The organism is Psychrobacter sp. TB55-MNA-CIBAN-0194, assembly GCF_040309505.1.
In the GTDB taxonomy this organism is placed as follows: Bacteria; Pseudomonadota; Gammaproteobacteria; order Pseudomonadales; family Moraxellaceae; genus Psychrobacter; species Psychrobacter fozii.
In genome coordinates, this window is record NZ_JBEOOW010000008.1 from 154606 (window position 1) to 171012 (window position 16407).

Sequence of the window (16407 nt, forward strand, 5' to 3'; positions counted from 1 at the left end):
TAATAAATCCTTTAAATACTTAAGGGTTTTAACAAATCGGTACAAATTGCGATATAATAGGCCAATATTTCAAATATTTTGTGCAAGGTGGATCAGGTATGTCAGAAGGTATCGTCAATAACAATCCAAAAAAAGAGCTGTTATACACTTTAGGTGGCATTGCCTTGTTTTTAGGTATTGTCTTACTTATTGGTGTTTCTGGATTTTTACGTCCAGCAGGACAGCACATTACTGTTCAGACTGCTGAGGAATTAGCCGCTGCGGATGAAGCAGAAGCGACTGCCGCTGAAGAAGATGCTGCGCCAGCTGATGAAACAGCATCGGCAGAAACTGACACTGCAGCAGATGCAACTGTCACGCCAGCCACAGATGCTGGAGATTCTACTGCTGAAGGTTCTACTGACAGCGCAGTAGTGACTGCCGAAGCAGGTACCGCGACTGCCTCTGGTACTGTAAGCCAGACCGCTGTGGCTGATGCTGACTTGGCTGCAGAGCAAGCAGATGGTGATTTAGAAGCTGGCGACGCAGCTGATGATACGGCAGCGGCACAGTAGTCTGTAGCATGGTCATTTTGATCTAATAGTGCTACTTAGCTATTAAGTAACAGGTATTCAAGTGACAGCATTATGAAGTCTCTATCAACAGTGCTATAAGTATAATAGTAGTGTCTTCGAGACTAAGAAAAAAAGCCCTTTCTCAACTATTGAGAACGGGCTTTTTTTATGGGTAATTGTGTAATTTTTAACCAACTTTTTCTTTACTTGATTATAACCAAGTGCAACAATACTTCGCCTATATGACCGCTCATCGGAATAAATAGGGGCTTGGTCATTACCAATATGATCTTTAAAGGAATAAAGTTATGGGCACAGAAACAAAATCGGGGGCTCATGCTGCTGAATTAGACGCACTAGATACTGGCTTTATGGGGCATCCCACGCCGCTACGTCCATTGTTCTTCACTGAGATGTGGGAGCGTTTTTCTTATTATAGTATTCGCCCGCTACTGGTCTTATTTATGGTGGCGACGGTAGGTAGTGGTGGTTTTGGCTTTGATGAGGTCACCGCTTCTGCTATCTACGGTATTTTCGCGGGTTCATTATACTTGGCAGCTGTACCTGGAGGCTGGCTAGCAGATAACTGGCTAGGTCAGGAGAGAGCACTGTGGTGGGGCAGTATCATCATTGCCCTTGGTCATTTGTGTATTGCACTCTCTGCTATGTTTGGCATGACACTGTTCTTTGTCGGTTTAATCTGTATTGTCTTGGGCTCAGGGTTATTTAAGACCTGTATCTCAGTGATGGTTGGAGCCCTATACCCGAAAGATGACTCTCGCCGTGATGGCGGTTTTACCTTGTTCTATATGGGTATTAATATCGGCGCGTTATTGGCTGCGCTAATTGTTGGTGTATTCAAAGAAAAAGGTATGTGGCATGTCGGCTTTGGCGTTGGTGGCTTGGGTATGCTGGTCTCATTACTCATATATCGCTTTGTAGCACAAAAGAATTTAACAAAATATGCTCGAGCTAAAGGCATCTCTGCCGAGTGGGAAAAATCCAATGATCAATACAAAAATGTCGGTCGCTGGGTTGGTGGTTTTGTAGCATTATTAGTAGCTGTAGTGTTATTGGTTTCTACAGGAATGATATCATTCAATCCTGAGATGGTCGCAGAGTATATGACTTATATCATTGCTGCGGTGGTCATCCTATACTTCGCTATTATGTTCATTTCACCTAAGCTAGATAAAACAGACAAGCTGCGTTTGTTGATTTGCTTTATCTTAATTATTGGTTCGACGCTGTTTTGGTCGAGTTTTGAGCAGCAGCCAACGTCTTTTAACTTGTTTGCTGATCGTTATACCGATCTTAACGTTTTAGGGTTTGAAGTCCCTAGTATTTGGTTCCAGTCCTTGAATCCTTTATTTATTTTAATACTGGCACCTATCATCAGTATCATCTGGGTCAAGCTTGGTAACCGAGGTCTTGAGCCGAGCAGTATGGCTAAGTTTGCACTGGGTATGCTACTGGCTGCTGCTGGTTTTGCATTGATGATTTTTGCTTCAAAAAGCATCTTGGCGCCTGGTGCTGGCTTGGCATCGCCACTATGGTTGGTAGGCAGTCTATTGCTATTAACGTTGGGTGAGTTAGCACTAAGTCCCGTTGGTTTATCTGCAATGACGAAGCTGGCGCCAGAGGGTATGCAAGGTCAAATGATGGGTCTGTTCTTTGCTTCTATTGCCATGGGTAACTTGGTTGCGGCCTTCTTTGGTGGTCATGTATCTGCTGACAAAATCGAAGGGTTACCAGGTCTATTTACAACCATGACAATATTCTTGGTGGTTACGGCTATATTCTTGCTGATATTAGCAAAACCTATCAATAAAATGCTTAAAGATAGCGAGCGTGAGAAACAATTGGCCAAGTAATAAGGGATAGTCTGCCCACTATAAAACCGCTACAGCGTCAACCTCGCTAACCATACGAATGTATAGCTTGCACTCGGTTTTCTTGTAGCGATATTATTTTGGATTAACTATAGGCTGATATACATTTGTGAATAACAACAGTACAAGTGACGTATGATGAGACGTGTTACCATTATTGGTAGCACGTTTTATTGTTTCAATTGGTGAGATATTTCTCTTGCGCCATTGAAACCCTGCTATCTGCCCAAACATCTAATGATGTTCTGCTGTCATACTATTCTGCGTTAATCATAGGTAGTTCCGTTTACTTGGTTATTTGCAAACCTTTAACTCTTAAACGATTGAATGTAATTGACTCTAATTCAAATAATAATATATCAATGAATGCTTAAACTGTTTCCACTCGAATAAGACGACTATCCATAGTCGCCGCACAGCAATAATTTTCTAGATCTAATTTCTTTCTAATTAATTGCTCTATCTCTAATAAGGACACTTTTAATGAATAAACAAATCATTCACGATCGTATCGATAGTCTGCGTCAGACAATTGCTGCACAAGACCTGACAGCAATTATCGTACCGTCTGCCGATCCACATTTATCTGAGTACTTGCCTGAATATTGGCAAGCACGCTTATGGCTGTCAGGATTCACAGGTTCGGTCGGTACGCTCGTTGTGACTGCTGACTTTGCTGGTCTATGGACAGACAGTCGTTATTGGGTACACGCTGCGGATCAATTAGAAGGCACGGGTATTACTTTAGAGAAGCTGGCTCCAGGTCAGCCCAATCATATCGATTGGCTAGCTGAGCATTTACAAGAAGGTGATAGTGTCGCAGTCGATGGCAATGTGTTGTCTATCGCTGAGCAGGATCGATTGTTGAATGCATTTGATGCCAATGACATTACTTTAATCACTGAGCGTGACGTGTTGACAGAGATATGGTCAGATCGTCCAGCGCTACCAGCTGCCAAGTTATATGCTCACGATGAACAATTTCTTGCTCAGTCTGCCACCTCAAAGCTTGCCGCTGTGCGTGCAGGTATGGCAGAGGCAGGAGCGACGCATCACTTACTCTCAAGTTTAGATGACATCGCATGGTTGACCAACTTACGCGGTGCTGATGTTGATTACAACCCTGTGTTTTTGTCACACATGCTCATCAGTGAAAATGACGCGACGTTGTTTATCGATAACAATAAAGTCAGTGCTGATATCGCCACAGCTCTAAAAGATAGCGGTATCACGCTTGCTGATTATGATGCAGTACAAGAAGCATTGAGCGCGCTGACGCCAGAAGACTTATTGTTATTAGATCCAAGTAAAGTTGCAGTCGGTACGCTATCGAAGATGGCAGACGGTATCGGCTTTATTGAGCAAATGGCGCCCAGTACGTTACTCAAATCTGTTAAAGCGGATGCTGATATCGATCATGTGCGTGAAGCCATGCGTCAAGATGGTGCTGCCTTAGCTGAGTTTTTTGCGACATTTGAGCAGCGCCTAGCAAACGGTGAGCGTTTAAGTGAGTTAGACGTGGATAGCATGCTAATTGACGTACGTAGTCAGCAGCCACACTATGTATCGCCAAGCTTTCCAACGATTGCAGGTTTTAATGAAAACGGTGCGCTGCCACATTACCGTGCAACACCAGAAAAATTCAGCTACCTTGATGTGGCCGAGGGCGAGGGTGGATTACTACTGATTGATTCAGGCGCGCAATATCAAAACGGCACGACTGATATCACTCGTGTGGTCGGTATCGGGCAAGTCAATTCTGAGCATAAACGTGACTTTACCACAGTGCTAAAAGCCCATATTGCATTGGCAAAAGCACATTTTCCTGATGGTATCGCTTCACCATTAATCGATGCCATTTGCCGTGCACCTCTATGGCAGGCACAGATGGACTATGGTCATGGCACCGGTCATGGGGTTGGTTACTTCTTAAACGTTCATGAAGGCCCACAAGTCATTGCTTATAGTGCCAGTACGCCGAAAGAGCGTGCGATGAAAGAGGGTATGATTTCAAGTAATGAGCCAGGTCTTTACCGTGAAGGCAAGTGGGGCATTCGCATAGAAAACCTAATGGTTAATACGCGTGTGGCAAGCCCTACCGAGACAGAGTTTGGTAAATTCTTAAACTTTGAAACCGTTACCTACTGCCCGATAGATACTCGTTTGATTGAGCCGTCATTATTAAATCAAGTAGAGATTGACTGGCTCAACGACTATCACAGCCAAGTGTATGCAGAACTAAAAGACCGTGTTGACGGCGCAGTACTTGAATGGCTAACTGAGCGTACGCAGGCTATTTAAAGTAAGAGCCTATATCTGCGAATCTAAAATAGAAAAAGCCCTGTAAATCATTTACAGGGCTTTTTCGTTATCGTAACGCAGCATTTATCTTCGTTACGATTCTTTATTGGTCTGTGATTTATCTTGATCGCTTAGATTTTGAATGACTTCAGCACGTAACCAAGACTTTAGATTTTCAGACATTAGCATCATTTGCTCACTGAGATAGTCATCAATTTGCACCTCAAGTTCACGGATCAGTTCTTGATGCGTGGTACTCAGTTTGGCATCTTTTAATGCTAACTTGATGGCAGTACTGGCTTTATCATTAACGGCTTTAATAGCGCTATCACTTTTAATGCTGCTATCATTATCAACCGTATTGTCTTCAACAGCATTTGCATGTTCGCTGATGGTTCTATGGTTCGGTGTAGGATTTTCAGTAGCCACACTTTGGGTATTATTTTTTTCAGAGCTATCAGAGCTATCAGTGATGTTACTATTAACATTGTTTTCAGTATTTGTCTCAACTGCTACTACTGACTTGTCATTGTTCTTATCAGCGGCTATTGCTGCATTTTTTTCTTGTTCTTTTTGTGCAGCCTCCGCTTCTTCACGCAGCTTGGCCTCTTGTTTTAATTTGGCTTCTTCTTTGAGCTTGGCATCCTCTGCCGCTTTTATTTTCTGTGCTTCTTCGATATGTTGTTGTTCAACGGCTGCGCGTGCTTGCTCTTGTTTATCAGCAATGGCCTTTGCAATGGCTTGCTCGGCTTCGTGGTTTTCGTAGAGCTCATCGATATGAGCATCTAAATCATGGGTTTGAAATTCAAAGCTCTCAAACGGTGTATCGCTTTGCAGTAAAGTGGTAATGTCTTTTAGCTCTTGGGTAATAGCTGCGCGGATGGGTTCGGGCGCACACGTCCAGCGTTGGTAAAACTGATGGGAAAATGAGTAGCTTGACATGGTATCTTCCATAAATGTTCCAAAAATTACCCCTTATCATACGCAAGTATAATAAGGGGCTGCAAGTGGACAAACGTAGTCAGTCTGACGGTATCGTTACATTTTCGCTCTTAAGACATTATAATCGACTGCTTTTATGACCATTTTGCAAAAATCAACGAACCGTTAGTGCCACCAAAGCCAAAGCTATTAGATACCGCATATTGCAAGTTGTCGACTTTACGTGATTGGTTGGCCACATAGTCGAGGTTGCAATTGTCTTCGAGATTATCCAAGTTAATAGTAGGTGGTACATGCTGATGCTGAAGCGCCATCACAGTGAAAATAGCTTCAATACCGCCCGCGGCGCCAAGCAAATGGCCTGTCATAGACTTGGTGGAACTGACCAATATAGTGTCTTTAACTGCTGAAAAAACGGTTTCGATAGCCAGTGATTCGGCGACATCGCCAGCGGGTGTGCTGGTACCATGTGCATTGACATAACCCACGCAAGACGCTTCGATACCCGCATCATGAATTGCATTTTGCATGGCTCGTGCAGCACCGCTACCATCTTCTGGTGGCGAGGTAATGTGGCTGGCGTCATCACTCATGCCAAACCCAACCAGTTCTGCCAATATCGTCGCACCACGTGCTTTAGCATGAGCAAGGCTTTCTAATACCATTACACCAGCACCATCACCGAGTACAAAGCCATCACGGTCTTTATCAAATGGGCGTGAGGCTTTGGTTGGTTCATCATTGCGTGTTGATAATGCATGCATCGCGGCAAAACCAGACATACCTAAAGGACTTGAGCCTTTTTCACTACCACCTGCCAGCATGACATCGGCATCACCATGTGCAATCAATCGCGCTGCTAAACCAATGGCGTGCGTTGAGGTCGTACAGGCTGTTGATGTGGCAAGGTTAGGGCCTTTTAGCTTATGTTTGATGGCCACAAGACCGGCTGCCATATTTACAATAGAGCCAGGAATAATAAAAGGTGATACTTTTTTTGGCCCGTTAGCATTGAGCGTCGCACAGCTGTTTTCGATGGTTTGAATACCACCAATACCTGATCCAATAATCACGCCAAAACGTTCTTGATCGACATTTTTAACGGGCGCATCAGCTGCACCAATCTCATCGATGAAGCCAGCATTATGTAAGGCCATGGTAGTTGCGCCGATGGCATAATGCATAAACTCATCATAGCGGCGAGCATCTTTTGCATTCATATATTGCTTGGCATCGAAGTCTTTGACCACACCGGCAATTTGAGCGCGGTACTCTGTGGCATCAAAGTGAGTGATGGGTACGATACCACTTTCGCCATTCAGAAGTTTGGTCCATGTGCTCTCAAGATCTAGGCCCAGTGGGGTGATAGCTCCCATACCGGTAACGACCACTCGAGTGTCATCATCGCGCTCATAATGAGGCTTTTTTGGACGGCGCTTTATGCCAGTCGTCGTCGGTGATGTGGCTGTATTGATGTCTTGGCTCATGCTATATGTCCTGTACTTGCGTTCCTAAAAGGATGGTTTTTTCTGATATTATTTGATTGCGCTGTCGTCATATCGTTTGTTGCTGTCGCGTTATACTCTTTATAGCGTCATACATGCATTTTTACAACCATTATAAAACACTTAAGTGTACATATGTAAACTTAAGTGTAGTGTACTTGCGAAGCCTAACGAGTGTAGCAAAGGCTATCTGTTATTTTAGCTACCTGCTGTTCTAGGTATCTATTGCTTTAATAGTATAAAGGTATTGCTGATGACTGCCTATACTTTGACTACGCAGTTTATCCACGATAAGGCCGTTACTATCTATCTATGGTGAAGGCACTGTATTGTCGTCTTGCTAAATATACTCATGTATAACTTATACTGGGCTTATTTATATCAATGTACCGAGAATATAAATATAACCATGTTTTATGGGGCAGGTAATAGCAACACGTGCTAGTGAGACCAGTAGTATGGTAATGAGTGCTACTAAGCGAAGCACACCTGCCCCAACACCACGTTTTTACTTGCACCCGTCACTGCTGGCAAATTACCTGTTTCACCCATCAACGTCTGTCTCGCTAGCCATGCAAAAGCAACGGCTTCTACCCATGTTGGATCCAGTCCTAAGCTCGCAGTCGTTTCTACTGTGCAATGGGGCAGGTGTACTTGCAAGCGCGTCATTAAATAGCTATTCAATGCACCGCCACCGCAGATGTACACCGAAGTGTTTTTATCAACGTCGATAAATTGGTTGATTTGCGCACTCGCACTAATGGCCGTCAGCTCAGTGAGTGTAGCCTGTACATCCGCTGACGAATAACGAATGATCGCAGATGCCTGATCGAATTTTTGTAGCTCGTCTTGTAGCCATGCTAAGTTAAAGTCTTCACGGCCCGTACTTTTGGGATAAGGTTTGGCAAAAAACGGATGACTTAAAAGTTGGTCGAGTAACGGCTCAATGATCTGACCAGACTGTGCCCAAGCCCCACCTGCATCATAATCTTTATCTGTATGCAATGCGGTCCACGCGTCCAATAATAAATTGGCAGGGCCAGTGTCGTAACCCACAACAACATTACCTATGACATTGTCTGGTTGATTTGATGAGTTATTAGTAGACGCTGGCAAGACAGTAATATTAGCAATACCGCCCAAGTTCAATAACACGCGAGTACTGTCAGGCGTGGCAAACAGTGCTTGATGAAAGGCTGGAACCAATGGCGCACCTTGACCACCAACGGCCATGTCACGGCGCCTGAAATCGCTAACCACACTGATACCTGTACGCTCAGCGATGATATTGGCATCGAGCAACTGCAAGCTAAAGCCCATCTGCGGACGATGGCGTACAGTCTGTCCATGACAGCCAATGGCCAGCACCAACTCTACATCGGTATCGGCTTGTTTTAATAAAGTATTGACCACCTCGCTTGCAAACTCACCATACTCGCGGCTTGCCCAGCCGAACCAGTCCAGTTCGCTATTTGGTTCATCAGCCGTGGGTACTAATGTCTGAATACCGTTGGGCTGACATAATGCCAAAAGCACCTCACGCAGTCGCGGTGGGAAGTCTTGGCTATAAGAGGCTAACAAACGCATGGGCTGCTGCGTTTCTTCTTCATTGCCAGTATCTGTACCGAATTGACAAAGAACGGCATCCATACCGTCCAAACTGGTGCCCGACATCATGCCGATATATAAGCCATCATCGAAGTTTTCAAACACAGTCTGCTCAAGTGCTTCAGTCAGTGTGGCATAATTTAAATCGTCAATATTGTCCAAACTGTGAGCCAAATCACTATTTATATCTAAATCTGGATGAATATTATCAGGAGTATCAGTAATCGATGCGGGGTTGGTCATGGCAATTTACCTTAAAAAACGCTAGTATATCCGTCAAATTCTAACATTTTTTTGGGCGACAAGACTTGAATACCAGTGCCAAAATCAGAGTAGCCAAGAAAATAAGTGCAAGTACTGATTTAGCAGACTAAACGAGTTTATCATCGCTCATCGTGTTTTTTGGTTTGGTATGATTTAGTATCAATAGCCCAAACGCTTTACCCTTTCAATAAAGACAATAAAGAGATCATCATGACCACGCAAACTTACACCCTAGAAGAACAACTTGCGCTTATCCAACGCGGAACACAAGAAATCCTATCTGAAGAGGATTTAGTGGCGAAGCTTAAGCTAAACCGTCCATTGCGTATCAAGGCAGGCTTTGATCCTACCGCACCTGACTTGCATTTAGGTCATACCGTGCTGATTAATAAACTTAAGCACTTTCAAGATTTGGGTCATGAAATTTATTTTCTAATCGGTGATTATACCGCCAAAATTGGTGATCCTTCTGGCAAAAACAGCACGCGTCCACCATTGACGGTTGAGCAGATCAAAGCCAATGCCACGACTTATGCTGAGCAAGTATTTAAAATTTTGGACAAAGAAAAGACTCGCGTAGTTTTTAACTCAGAATGGTTCAATGACATGAGCGCCGCTGATATGATTCAGCTTGCCAGTCAGCAAACGGTTTCGCGTATGCTTGAGCGTGATGACTTCTCTAAGCGCTATGCCTCACAGACCCCAATCTCTATCCATGAGTTTTTATATCCGCTCGTGCAAGGCTATGATTCTATCGCGCTAAAAGCTGATGTTGAGCTTGGCGGTACCGATCAGACCTTCAACTTATTGATGGGTCGCACGTTGCAAGGCCGCTATGGTCAAGAGCAGCAAGTATGTATCACCGTACCAATTTTGGAAGGGTTAGATGGCGTTAATAAAATGTCTAAGTCTTTAAACAACTACGTGGCCATTTATGATGCACCGGGCACTATGTATCAAAAAATATTATCTATGCCAGATACGCTAATTCGCCGCTACTTTGAATTTTTAAGCTTTAAACCAATGGATGAAGTCGAAGGTTTACTAGCAGAAATGGAAAATGGTCGCAATCCACAGGAAATCAAGCGTATTCTGGCCGAAGAGTTGATCGAGCGTTTCCATGACGCTGATGCCGCTGCCAATGCGCACAAATCAGCCGGTAATGTGTTGGCTGATGGCGAACTGCCAATCGATTTGCCAGAAGTAACGTTAGATCTAGAAGGTCAGGATGCACTGTTTATCACTCAAGTACTGAACCAATCTGGGCTTGCAAAAAACAGCTCATCTGCCAAAGATATGGTAAAACGTGGCGTAGTAAAAGTAGATGGCGATGTGGTTGATGCAGGTTTTAGCTTAACATCAGGTCAGACAGTCGTGATTCAAGCAGGCAAAAAAGCTTATGCGAAAGTGACAGTTGCCTGAGAAACTACTGCCTAAACTGAGAGTGGCTTGAGGAAAAAACATGTTAGATTTACCTACGTTATCCAGTAATGGTATTACCCTTAAGCCGCTGATGCTCAGTCACGCAACTGACTTAGCCGAAGCTTGCCAAGATGGTGAGTTATGGAAAATAAACGAGACGTCGGTACCTGAGCCAGACAAGGTCATCGATTATATCAATACCGCAGATTCAATGTCTGATAGACAGGCTTTTGTGGTCATTGATGAATCAAGTGGTAAAGCGATTGGCACAATGAGCTTTCATGATATTTTACCTATCAGCAAACGCTTAGAGATTGGCTATACTTGGTATGCTAAATCGTATTGGCGAACGCATGTTAATACGACTTGCAAGCTCATGCTGCTAACCTATATATTTGAAACCTTAAAGTATCAAACCGTAGGCTGGCGCACAGATATTGACAATAATCGCTCACAACAAGCCATTGAGCGCTTAGGTGCTAAAAAAGATGGCGTGATTCGAGGTAATCGTGTACGCCGTGATGGCATCATTTCAGATACAGTCATGTATAGTATGGTCAGTTCTGAATGGCCAGAGATAAAGCTTGAGCTCGCAGAAAAATTACAAAGCGTTTATTAATCCTTAAACTATCAATATGAATGAGCTGTTTATGTCCCAACAAAATCAAACTACTATTGCCCAAGGCATTTACCGCCACTATAAAGGCAGCTTGTATCAAGTATTGCATATGGCGCAGCATTCAGAAACCGAAGAATCGTTAGTGGTATATCGTTGTCTGTACGGTGAGTATGGCGTGTGGGCACGCCCGTTAGCTATGTTTGCTGAAACGGTTACGATAGAAGGCAAACAAGTGCCACGCTTTGAATTGATTAAAGACTTAGCTGGCTAGTATTAGTTTTTTAGATAATGTGAACGGCTCAATAAACAAATAAAAAAGCGACTTTAAAAGTCGCTTTTTTATATCTATTAAAATCTAGTTAGCCAAAAACTGCTTTAATACCTTATAAAACGCCACAGGTGCATCCATCGGCACCGCATGGCCAGATTTCGGTAAAATAATGCTGTGCGCATTGGGCAGTAACTCAAGCAACTGTTGTTGCCGTTTCGGATCATACAACTGCGAGCGTCCACCAATTAACAGGGTGGTTGGAATAGCTACCGTTGGCAAAACGTCGCGGTAGTCATAGGGCAGTGCAACATAGGCAGATAGACAGCGCAGTTTGTGTTGCCAAGTCGCGTGCTTCATTAATGAGATTTTGTGTGGTGCACGATAACTCAAGGTTTTCGTCAATACTTGTGAAGGCTTGGTACTGACAGAGAGCAGTGAAAATGAGCGCTCCATGTCTAACAAATTAGCTTTTAATCGATAGGGCAGATGACGAAAATCATCAACGTGCATGTATGGCTCAGCGTTAGAAATTAACCGCGTAAACTGAGCAAATAATTCTGTCTGACGTGTACCAAAGACGCCGCCATCTTGCCAGTCTGGCTGATTATGAATGAGAGGTGCTTGGTCGATATTCAGATAGCGGCTGACACTGTCATGACCAAAACGCTTAAAGTATGCCCACATGACCAATGCGCCCATCGATATCGCAGCAATAGGCAAGGCGTCCACGGTTGTCTGTTGACGAATATGCTGTACCACTTGTTGCGTGTCTTCTGCATATTGTTCAATAAAATCAAACGTTGGCAACGTCAAATCACTGGCCAAGCCAAAACCACGAAAATGCGGCAAATAAAAGCAATAGTGTGGGGTCAGCGATAATATAAACGGCAGAAACTGCCGCGCGTCCATACCAAAAGCATGTAATAGCAGCACGGGCTGACCTTTACCAATCACAGACATCGGTATCAGCGTACTGTCAGTCGCTGTCACATGAGTGGTTTGCAATTGGTATTGCTCAGGTATTTTGAATGCCATTTTAAATGTCGCTTTGAACATGTGGGGTTTATATGGATTTGACTATACTACTGCCAGAGTTTGGCGTAGTTAGCATCACTAATGTTAGCAATATCCAATTCTGCTAGCATGTCACGTAGGGCAGTCCAACGTTCGGCATCTGGTTGGATAGGCGCTATCAAGCGCTTCAAAGTATCGTTGATAATGTCATCCATCAATGCAGATGGTGTCTCACCTGTATAGGCATAATAAATCGTGCGTGCTTGTTCGGGGTTGTCGATACACAACTGCGCCATTGCTGTACTGACAGCTACAAACTGTATCAACGCTTCTGACTTTTCTTCCCAAATACTGTGGGTGGTCATCAGTTCCAATGCCGAAAAGTTAGGATATGGTGATAAATGTTGATCAATAAAGGTATAGTCAAGCCCTGCATGATTGGCCTCAATACCTTCAAAGTTATAAAAGCACAACCATGCCCCATCGAATTCGCCTATTGCATCGCCTTTTTGTAGGTTTTCTAAATGTTGAAAGTCGGTTTCTACAAAGCTGACATTAGCGGCATCTAACACAAAACCATTTTTCTTGGCATAACGGCTTAAAATTTCAAAGCCAATTTTATTGGTAATAGGGTTGGCTGCAGGCGTTGTAATACGAATCGGTTGGTTTTGATGTAATTTATCAAGACTGCTTTGCTTGATAAGCACGCCACCGTCTGTCACAAAAAAACAGCCCAATGCTTTTAAGTCTTCAAAATAATGCTCGAATAGGTGAATCGGTTCGTTCACGTGTAAATCAATATTGCCTGCTTCTAATTCTGCAAAGCCATCGTAATGTTCAGTTGGCTCTACCATATTGATATCAAGCCCTGCCTCGGCATAAGCACCAGTATGAATGCCTGCAATAAAAGGTAGGTGATCTGGATTTAAAAACCATTCTAGCGTCAGAGTGAGTGCAGTGTTTGGCATAACATATCCTTATATCATTAACAGAAGTAAGTCACAGGTAGGTCACATTAAAAGTGACAGCGTTGACCATAGCATAAAATAACGGTAAAAATGGCTGAAAAAAATCAGGCCGCGATACAGTATCAAAATAAGATATTGTATCGTGGCCTGATGGTAGTGATGTTAACGCTTAATAGGGATTAGCCATTGTTTTTTGCGATGGTTAAGCCATTATAGGTCTGCGCAACTGGCATCACTTCTAAGCGGTTCACGTTGATATGTGCAGGCGACTCAATCAGCCATAATAAAATATCGCCAACATCGTCACCAGTCATGGTTTTGAAGCCATCATAAACTTTGGCAGCTTTATCGCTATCACCATGATAGCGCACGTTTGAAAACTCAGTGCCCGCGACGTTACCTGGCTCAAGATTGGTCACGCGAACTTGGGTCCCGATCAGATCAGCTCGCAAGTTTAGACTGAACTGTTTTACAAATGCTTTAGTCGCGCCATAGACGTTGCCACCAAAGTACGGCCAGCTACCAGCAATCGAACCGACATTAATGATATAGCCGCTATCGCGAGCGACCATCGCTGGCAAGACAGCATGGGTCAGCGCTATCAACCCTTTGATATTGGTATCGGTCATGCGCATCCAGTCATCTAGATTGGATTCTTGGGCAGGCCCAGCGCCTAGCGCCAATCCTGCATTATTCACCAAAACATCGATTTGATTAAAACCGTCAGGCAAGTCAGTAATGATTTGTGGAATAGAAGTTGTATCGCTCACATCCATGACCACAGGTAAAAATGCCTCGCCCAAATCTGCAGCCAAGGCTTGTAACTTATCGAGGCGTCTAGCACAGCCAATCACGCGATGGCCTTTTGCCACCAAACGTTCAGCCAATGCTTTACCAAAACCTGCGCTCGCGCCTGTAATCAATACGTTCATGTTATATCCTTATCATTGATACTGTATGCTTTTGTCATGACTATCTAAGATAATCGAATGCCTTGCTAAGATGACTGAATACCTTGGTTTAAAGGTTACTGATTTAGTTGCTTACCAAATATCTTATCACCAGCATCACCAAGACCTGGAATGATATAGCCGTGCTCATCCAAATGGCTATCCAATGCAGCAGTATAAATAGTTACATCAGGATGTGCTTCGTTGACCACACGCACACCTTCAGGTGCAGCTACTAACACGAGTGCTTTAATATTAGTACAGCCGTTTTTCTTTAGCATATCAATAGTCGCAACCATAGAGCCGCCTGTTGCTAGCATCGGATCGATGATAAGTGCTGGGCGTTTGTCCATGTGGCTGACGAATTTTTCAAAGAATGGTACTGGCTGTAAGGTTTCTTCGTCACGTTGCAAGCCCACGACAGAGATTTTTGCAGTAGGAATCAGGTCGAGCACCCCGTCAAGCATGCCAATGCCTGCACGTAAAATCGGTACAATTGTCGCTGTCTTACCGATGATTTGCTCACCAGTGATTTCGCCACACCATCCTGCCATTGGGAATGTTTCAATCTCGAAGTCACGGCTTGCTTCATACGCCATCAAGCGCGCAAGCTCTTTGGTCAACGTACGGAACTTATAAGTACTACAATCTTTTTCACGCATAAGGCTAAGCTTATGACGAACTAGTGGATGATCGATTACCGTAATTTTTAAACCGCTATTTAGGTCGCTCATAGAATCTCTCTTGATTTTGGGGCTGATGCTTGCGCAGTCACTGCGGTTGCTATTAGTATAAAAGATACAAACACTTACTTCACTTTAACCGTATTTTTGGCACACAAATAGTAAGCTTAATATATTACTAGTAAAGCCAACTGAATACATTCAATGCTTATATAAGGGTCTTAACCTTAATTAATTTACAGTGCTTTTATTCATAACCTACATTTAGGATCACAATAATTAGATCCAAAACAATTGAAGCCATCATGATTCAAGCAACTATAATGAAAGCCACAATTATTCGAATCAAACACCGCATCATTCTATATATTTAAGCCATTGACCTCTTAAGCCGACTATATTTCACTATCGCAGCACTATAATAAGTGAAGTAAGGTTTAGGCCTGCTATGATACCAAAAAAACCGCTTTTCTGATGAAGAATCTTATGACTACATACCCATCTTACGCGCATAAAAATACCAATAAGACTTATAGCAACTCAACATTATCCGAAACGAATGCAGCAAAAATAGAAACACATCCATTTCCACCTGTGTTGCCGCCCAATGCCACCGTCATGATGATGGGAACGTTTCCACCGACTATCGATAAATGGGCAATGAGTTTTCATTACCCCAATTTTTATAATGATATGTGGCGTATCTATGGTCGCGTATTTTTTGATGATGCAGATTATTTCAGAGTAGGGGATAACAAATGCTTTGATCCTGAACGTATTCGCGCCTTTATGTTTGAGCGCGGGATTGCCTCTTGTCCAACAGTCAAACAAGCCATTCGTGAGACGGGTAATGCGTCTGACAAGAACTTAACGGTAGTAACGCCTGTTGACTTAGATAGCATCTTGCTACAAGTGCCAAAAGTTAAAATGTTGTTTACCACAGGTGGCAAAGCGACAGAGGTACTACTCAATTTATTAAGCGAGCCACCTACTAAGTCCAAGTATCCTAAGACCAATCAAAGTATGGATTATCCTTATGAATGGCAGAGTACAGGTAACAAAGCTGATGTGAATAATCTAACTTTATATAGGTTGCCATCAACTTCACGGGCATACCCTTTATCATTAGATAAAAAAGTCGCTGCTTATAAAGAGTTTTTTGAAAAGATGGGTAAGTTATAAACAGTTATATAGAAAAGAGTGGTGTAGCAGTATTGGTATATTAGATAGATTTCAATCATATATCATTGCTAAAGTAGAAGTGCTTTTCTAAAGAAGTAGGAAATCATAAGAGTTTCAACAGCAGTGTCTAAAATTTTGAGTAGTTAAATTTATCTTAACCCATTGAAAAGAATAGATTATTAAATATACTGTTAAGTTAGTCAAGAAACCTTTGGCAAAGCAGTTGACACAG

Annotated in this window: 14 protein-coding genes; 7 read left to right on the forward strand and 7 right to left on the reverse strand. The window is 43.1% G+C overall.

Translation table 11 applies throughout. The annotated features are described in order from the left end of the window. Positions 1 to 98 precede the first annotated feature (98 nt). The 3 genes from AAEY75_RS10940 (at position 99) to AAEY75_RS10950 (ending at position 4747) form a co-directional block, all read left to right on the forward strand. Complete coding sequence (locus tag AAEY75_RS10940; protein ID WP_197218104.1) at positions 99 to 554, forward strand: hypothetical protein; 456 nt, start codon at positions 99 to 101, stop codon at positions 552 to 554. Positions 555 to 862: 308 nt separating this feature from the next. After that, a complete protein-coding gene (locus AAEY75_RS10945; protein ID WP_352259582.1) occupies positions 863 to 2428 on the forward strand; it encodes a peptide MFS transporter in 1566 nt (521 codons plus the stop codon). Positions 2429 to 2929: 501 nt separating this feature from the next. Then, the gene (locus tag AAEY75_RS10950) at positions 2930 to 4747 is read left to right on the forward strand and encodes an aminopeptidase P family protein (RefSeq protein WP_352259583.1); all 1818 of its coding nucleotides are present in this window, start codon (positions 2930 to 2932) and stop codon (positions 4745 to 4747) included. Between the two features lie 93 nt (positions 4748 to 4840). Here the strand turns inward: AAEY75_RS10950 and AAEY75_RS10955 are convergent, their stop codons facing one another. The 3 genes from AAEY75_RS10955 to AAEY75_RS10965 all read right to left on the reverse strand — a co-directional run bounded on the left by AAEY75_RS10955 (position 4841) and on the right by AAEY75_RS10965 (position 9045). After that, positions 4841 to 5701 (reverse strand): hypothetical protein, encoded by an 861-nt coding sequence (locus AAEY75_RS10955; protein WP_352259584.1) that lies wholly within the window; start codon positions 5699 to 5701, stop codon positions 4841 to 4843. 122 nt (positions 5702 to 5823) lie between these two features. After that, complete coding sequence (fabF, locus tag AAEY75_RS10960; RefSeq protein WP_352259585.1) at positions 5824 to 7176, reverse strand: beta-ketoacyl-ACP synthase II; 1353 nt, start codon at positions 7174 to 7176, stop codon at positions 5824 to 5826. Positions 7177 to 7668: 492 nt separating this feature from the next. Continuing rightward, entirely contained in the window at positions 7669 to 9045 is a 1377-nt protein-coding gene (locus AAEY75_RS10965) for an anhydro-N-acetylmuramic acid kinase (RefSeq protein ID WP_352259586.1), read from the reverse strand. 231 nt (positions 9046 to 9276) lie between these two features. Between AAEY75_RS10965 and tyrS the strand changes: the two genes are divergently transcribed. The 3 genes from tyrS to AAEY75_RS10980 are packed head-to-tail and all read left to right on the forward strand — an operon-like array spanning position 9277 to position 11378. Continuing rightward, entirely contained in the window at positions 9277 to 10488 is a 1212-nt protein-coding gene (gene tyrS, locus AAEY75_RS10970) for a tyrosine--tRNA ligase (RefSeq protein WP_352259587.1), read from the forward strand. 40 nt (positions 10489 to 10528) lie between these two features. Continuing rightward, on the forward strand, positions 10529 to 11107 hold the full coding sequence (locus tag AAEY75_RS10975; RefSeq protein ID WP_352259588.1) for a GNAT family N-acetyltransferase: 579 nt from the start codon (positions 10529 to 10531) through the stop codon (positions 11105 to 11107). Positions 11108 to 11138: 31 nt separating this feature from the next. Next, positions 11139 to 11378, forward strand: coding sequence for a DUF1653 domain-containing protein (locus AAEY75_RS10980; RefSeq protein ID WP_352259589.1), 240 nt, complete (start codon positions 11139 to 11141; stop codon positions 11376 to 11378). A gap of 84 nt (positions 11379 to 11462) precedes the next feature. On the opposite strand, the gene AAEY75_RS10985 is transcribed toward AAEY75_RS10980, so the two are convergent. From AAEY75_RS10985 to upp, 4 genes are all read right to left on the reverse strand, one after another. Further along, positions 11463 to 12413 (reverse strand): alpha/beta fold hydrolase, encoded by a 951-nt coding sequence (locus tag AAEY75_RS10985; protein WP_352259590.1) that lies wholly within the window; start codon positions 12411 to 12413, stop codon positions 11463 to 11465. A gap of 47 nt (positions 12414 to 12460) precedes the next feature. Beyond that, a complete protein-coding gene (locus AAEY75_RS10990; RefSeq protein WP_197218121.1) occupies positions 12461 to 13360 on the reverse strand; it encodes an ABC transporter substrate-binding protein in 900 nt (299 codons plus the stop codon). A gap of 179 nt (positions 13361 to 13539) precedes the next feature. Further along, positions 13540 to 14292, reverse strand: a complete 753-nt coding sequence (locus tag AAEY75_RS10995; protein ID WP_197218123.1) for an SDR family NAD(P)-dependent oxidoreductase — start codon at positions 14290 to 14292, stop codon at positions 13540 to 13542. A 95-nt stretch (positions 14293 to 14387) separates the two neighbouring features. Next, positions 14388 to 15044 carry a uracil phosphoribosyltransferase gene (upp, locus tag AAEY75_RS11000; protein WP_110923541.1) on the reverse strand — a complete coding sequence of 219 codons (657 nt, stop codon included), beginning with the start codon at positions 15042 to 15044 and terminating at the stop codon, positions 14388 to 14390. A 567-nt stretch (positions 15045 to 15611) separates the two neighbouring features. On the opposite strand from upp, the gene AAEY75_RS11005 reads away from it, so the two are divergent. Next, positions 15612 to 16175, forward strand: coding sequence for a DNA glycosylase (locus AAEY75_RS11005; protein WP_352259595.1), 564 nt, complete (start codon positions 15612 to 15614; stop codon positions 16173 to 16175). The last annotated feature ends 232 nt before the right edge of the window (positions 16176 to 16407 follow it).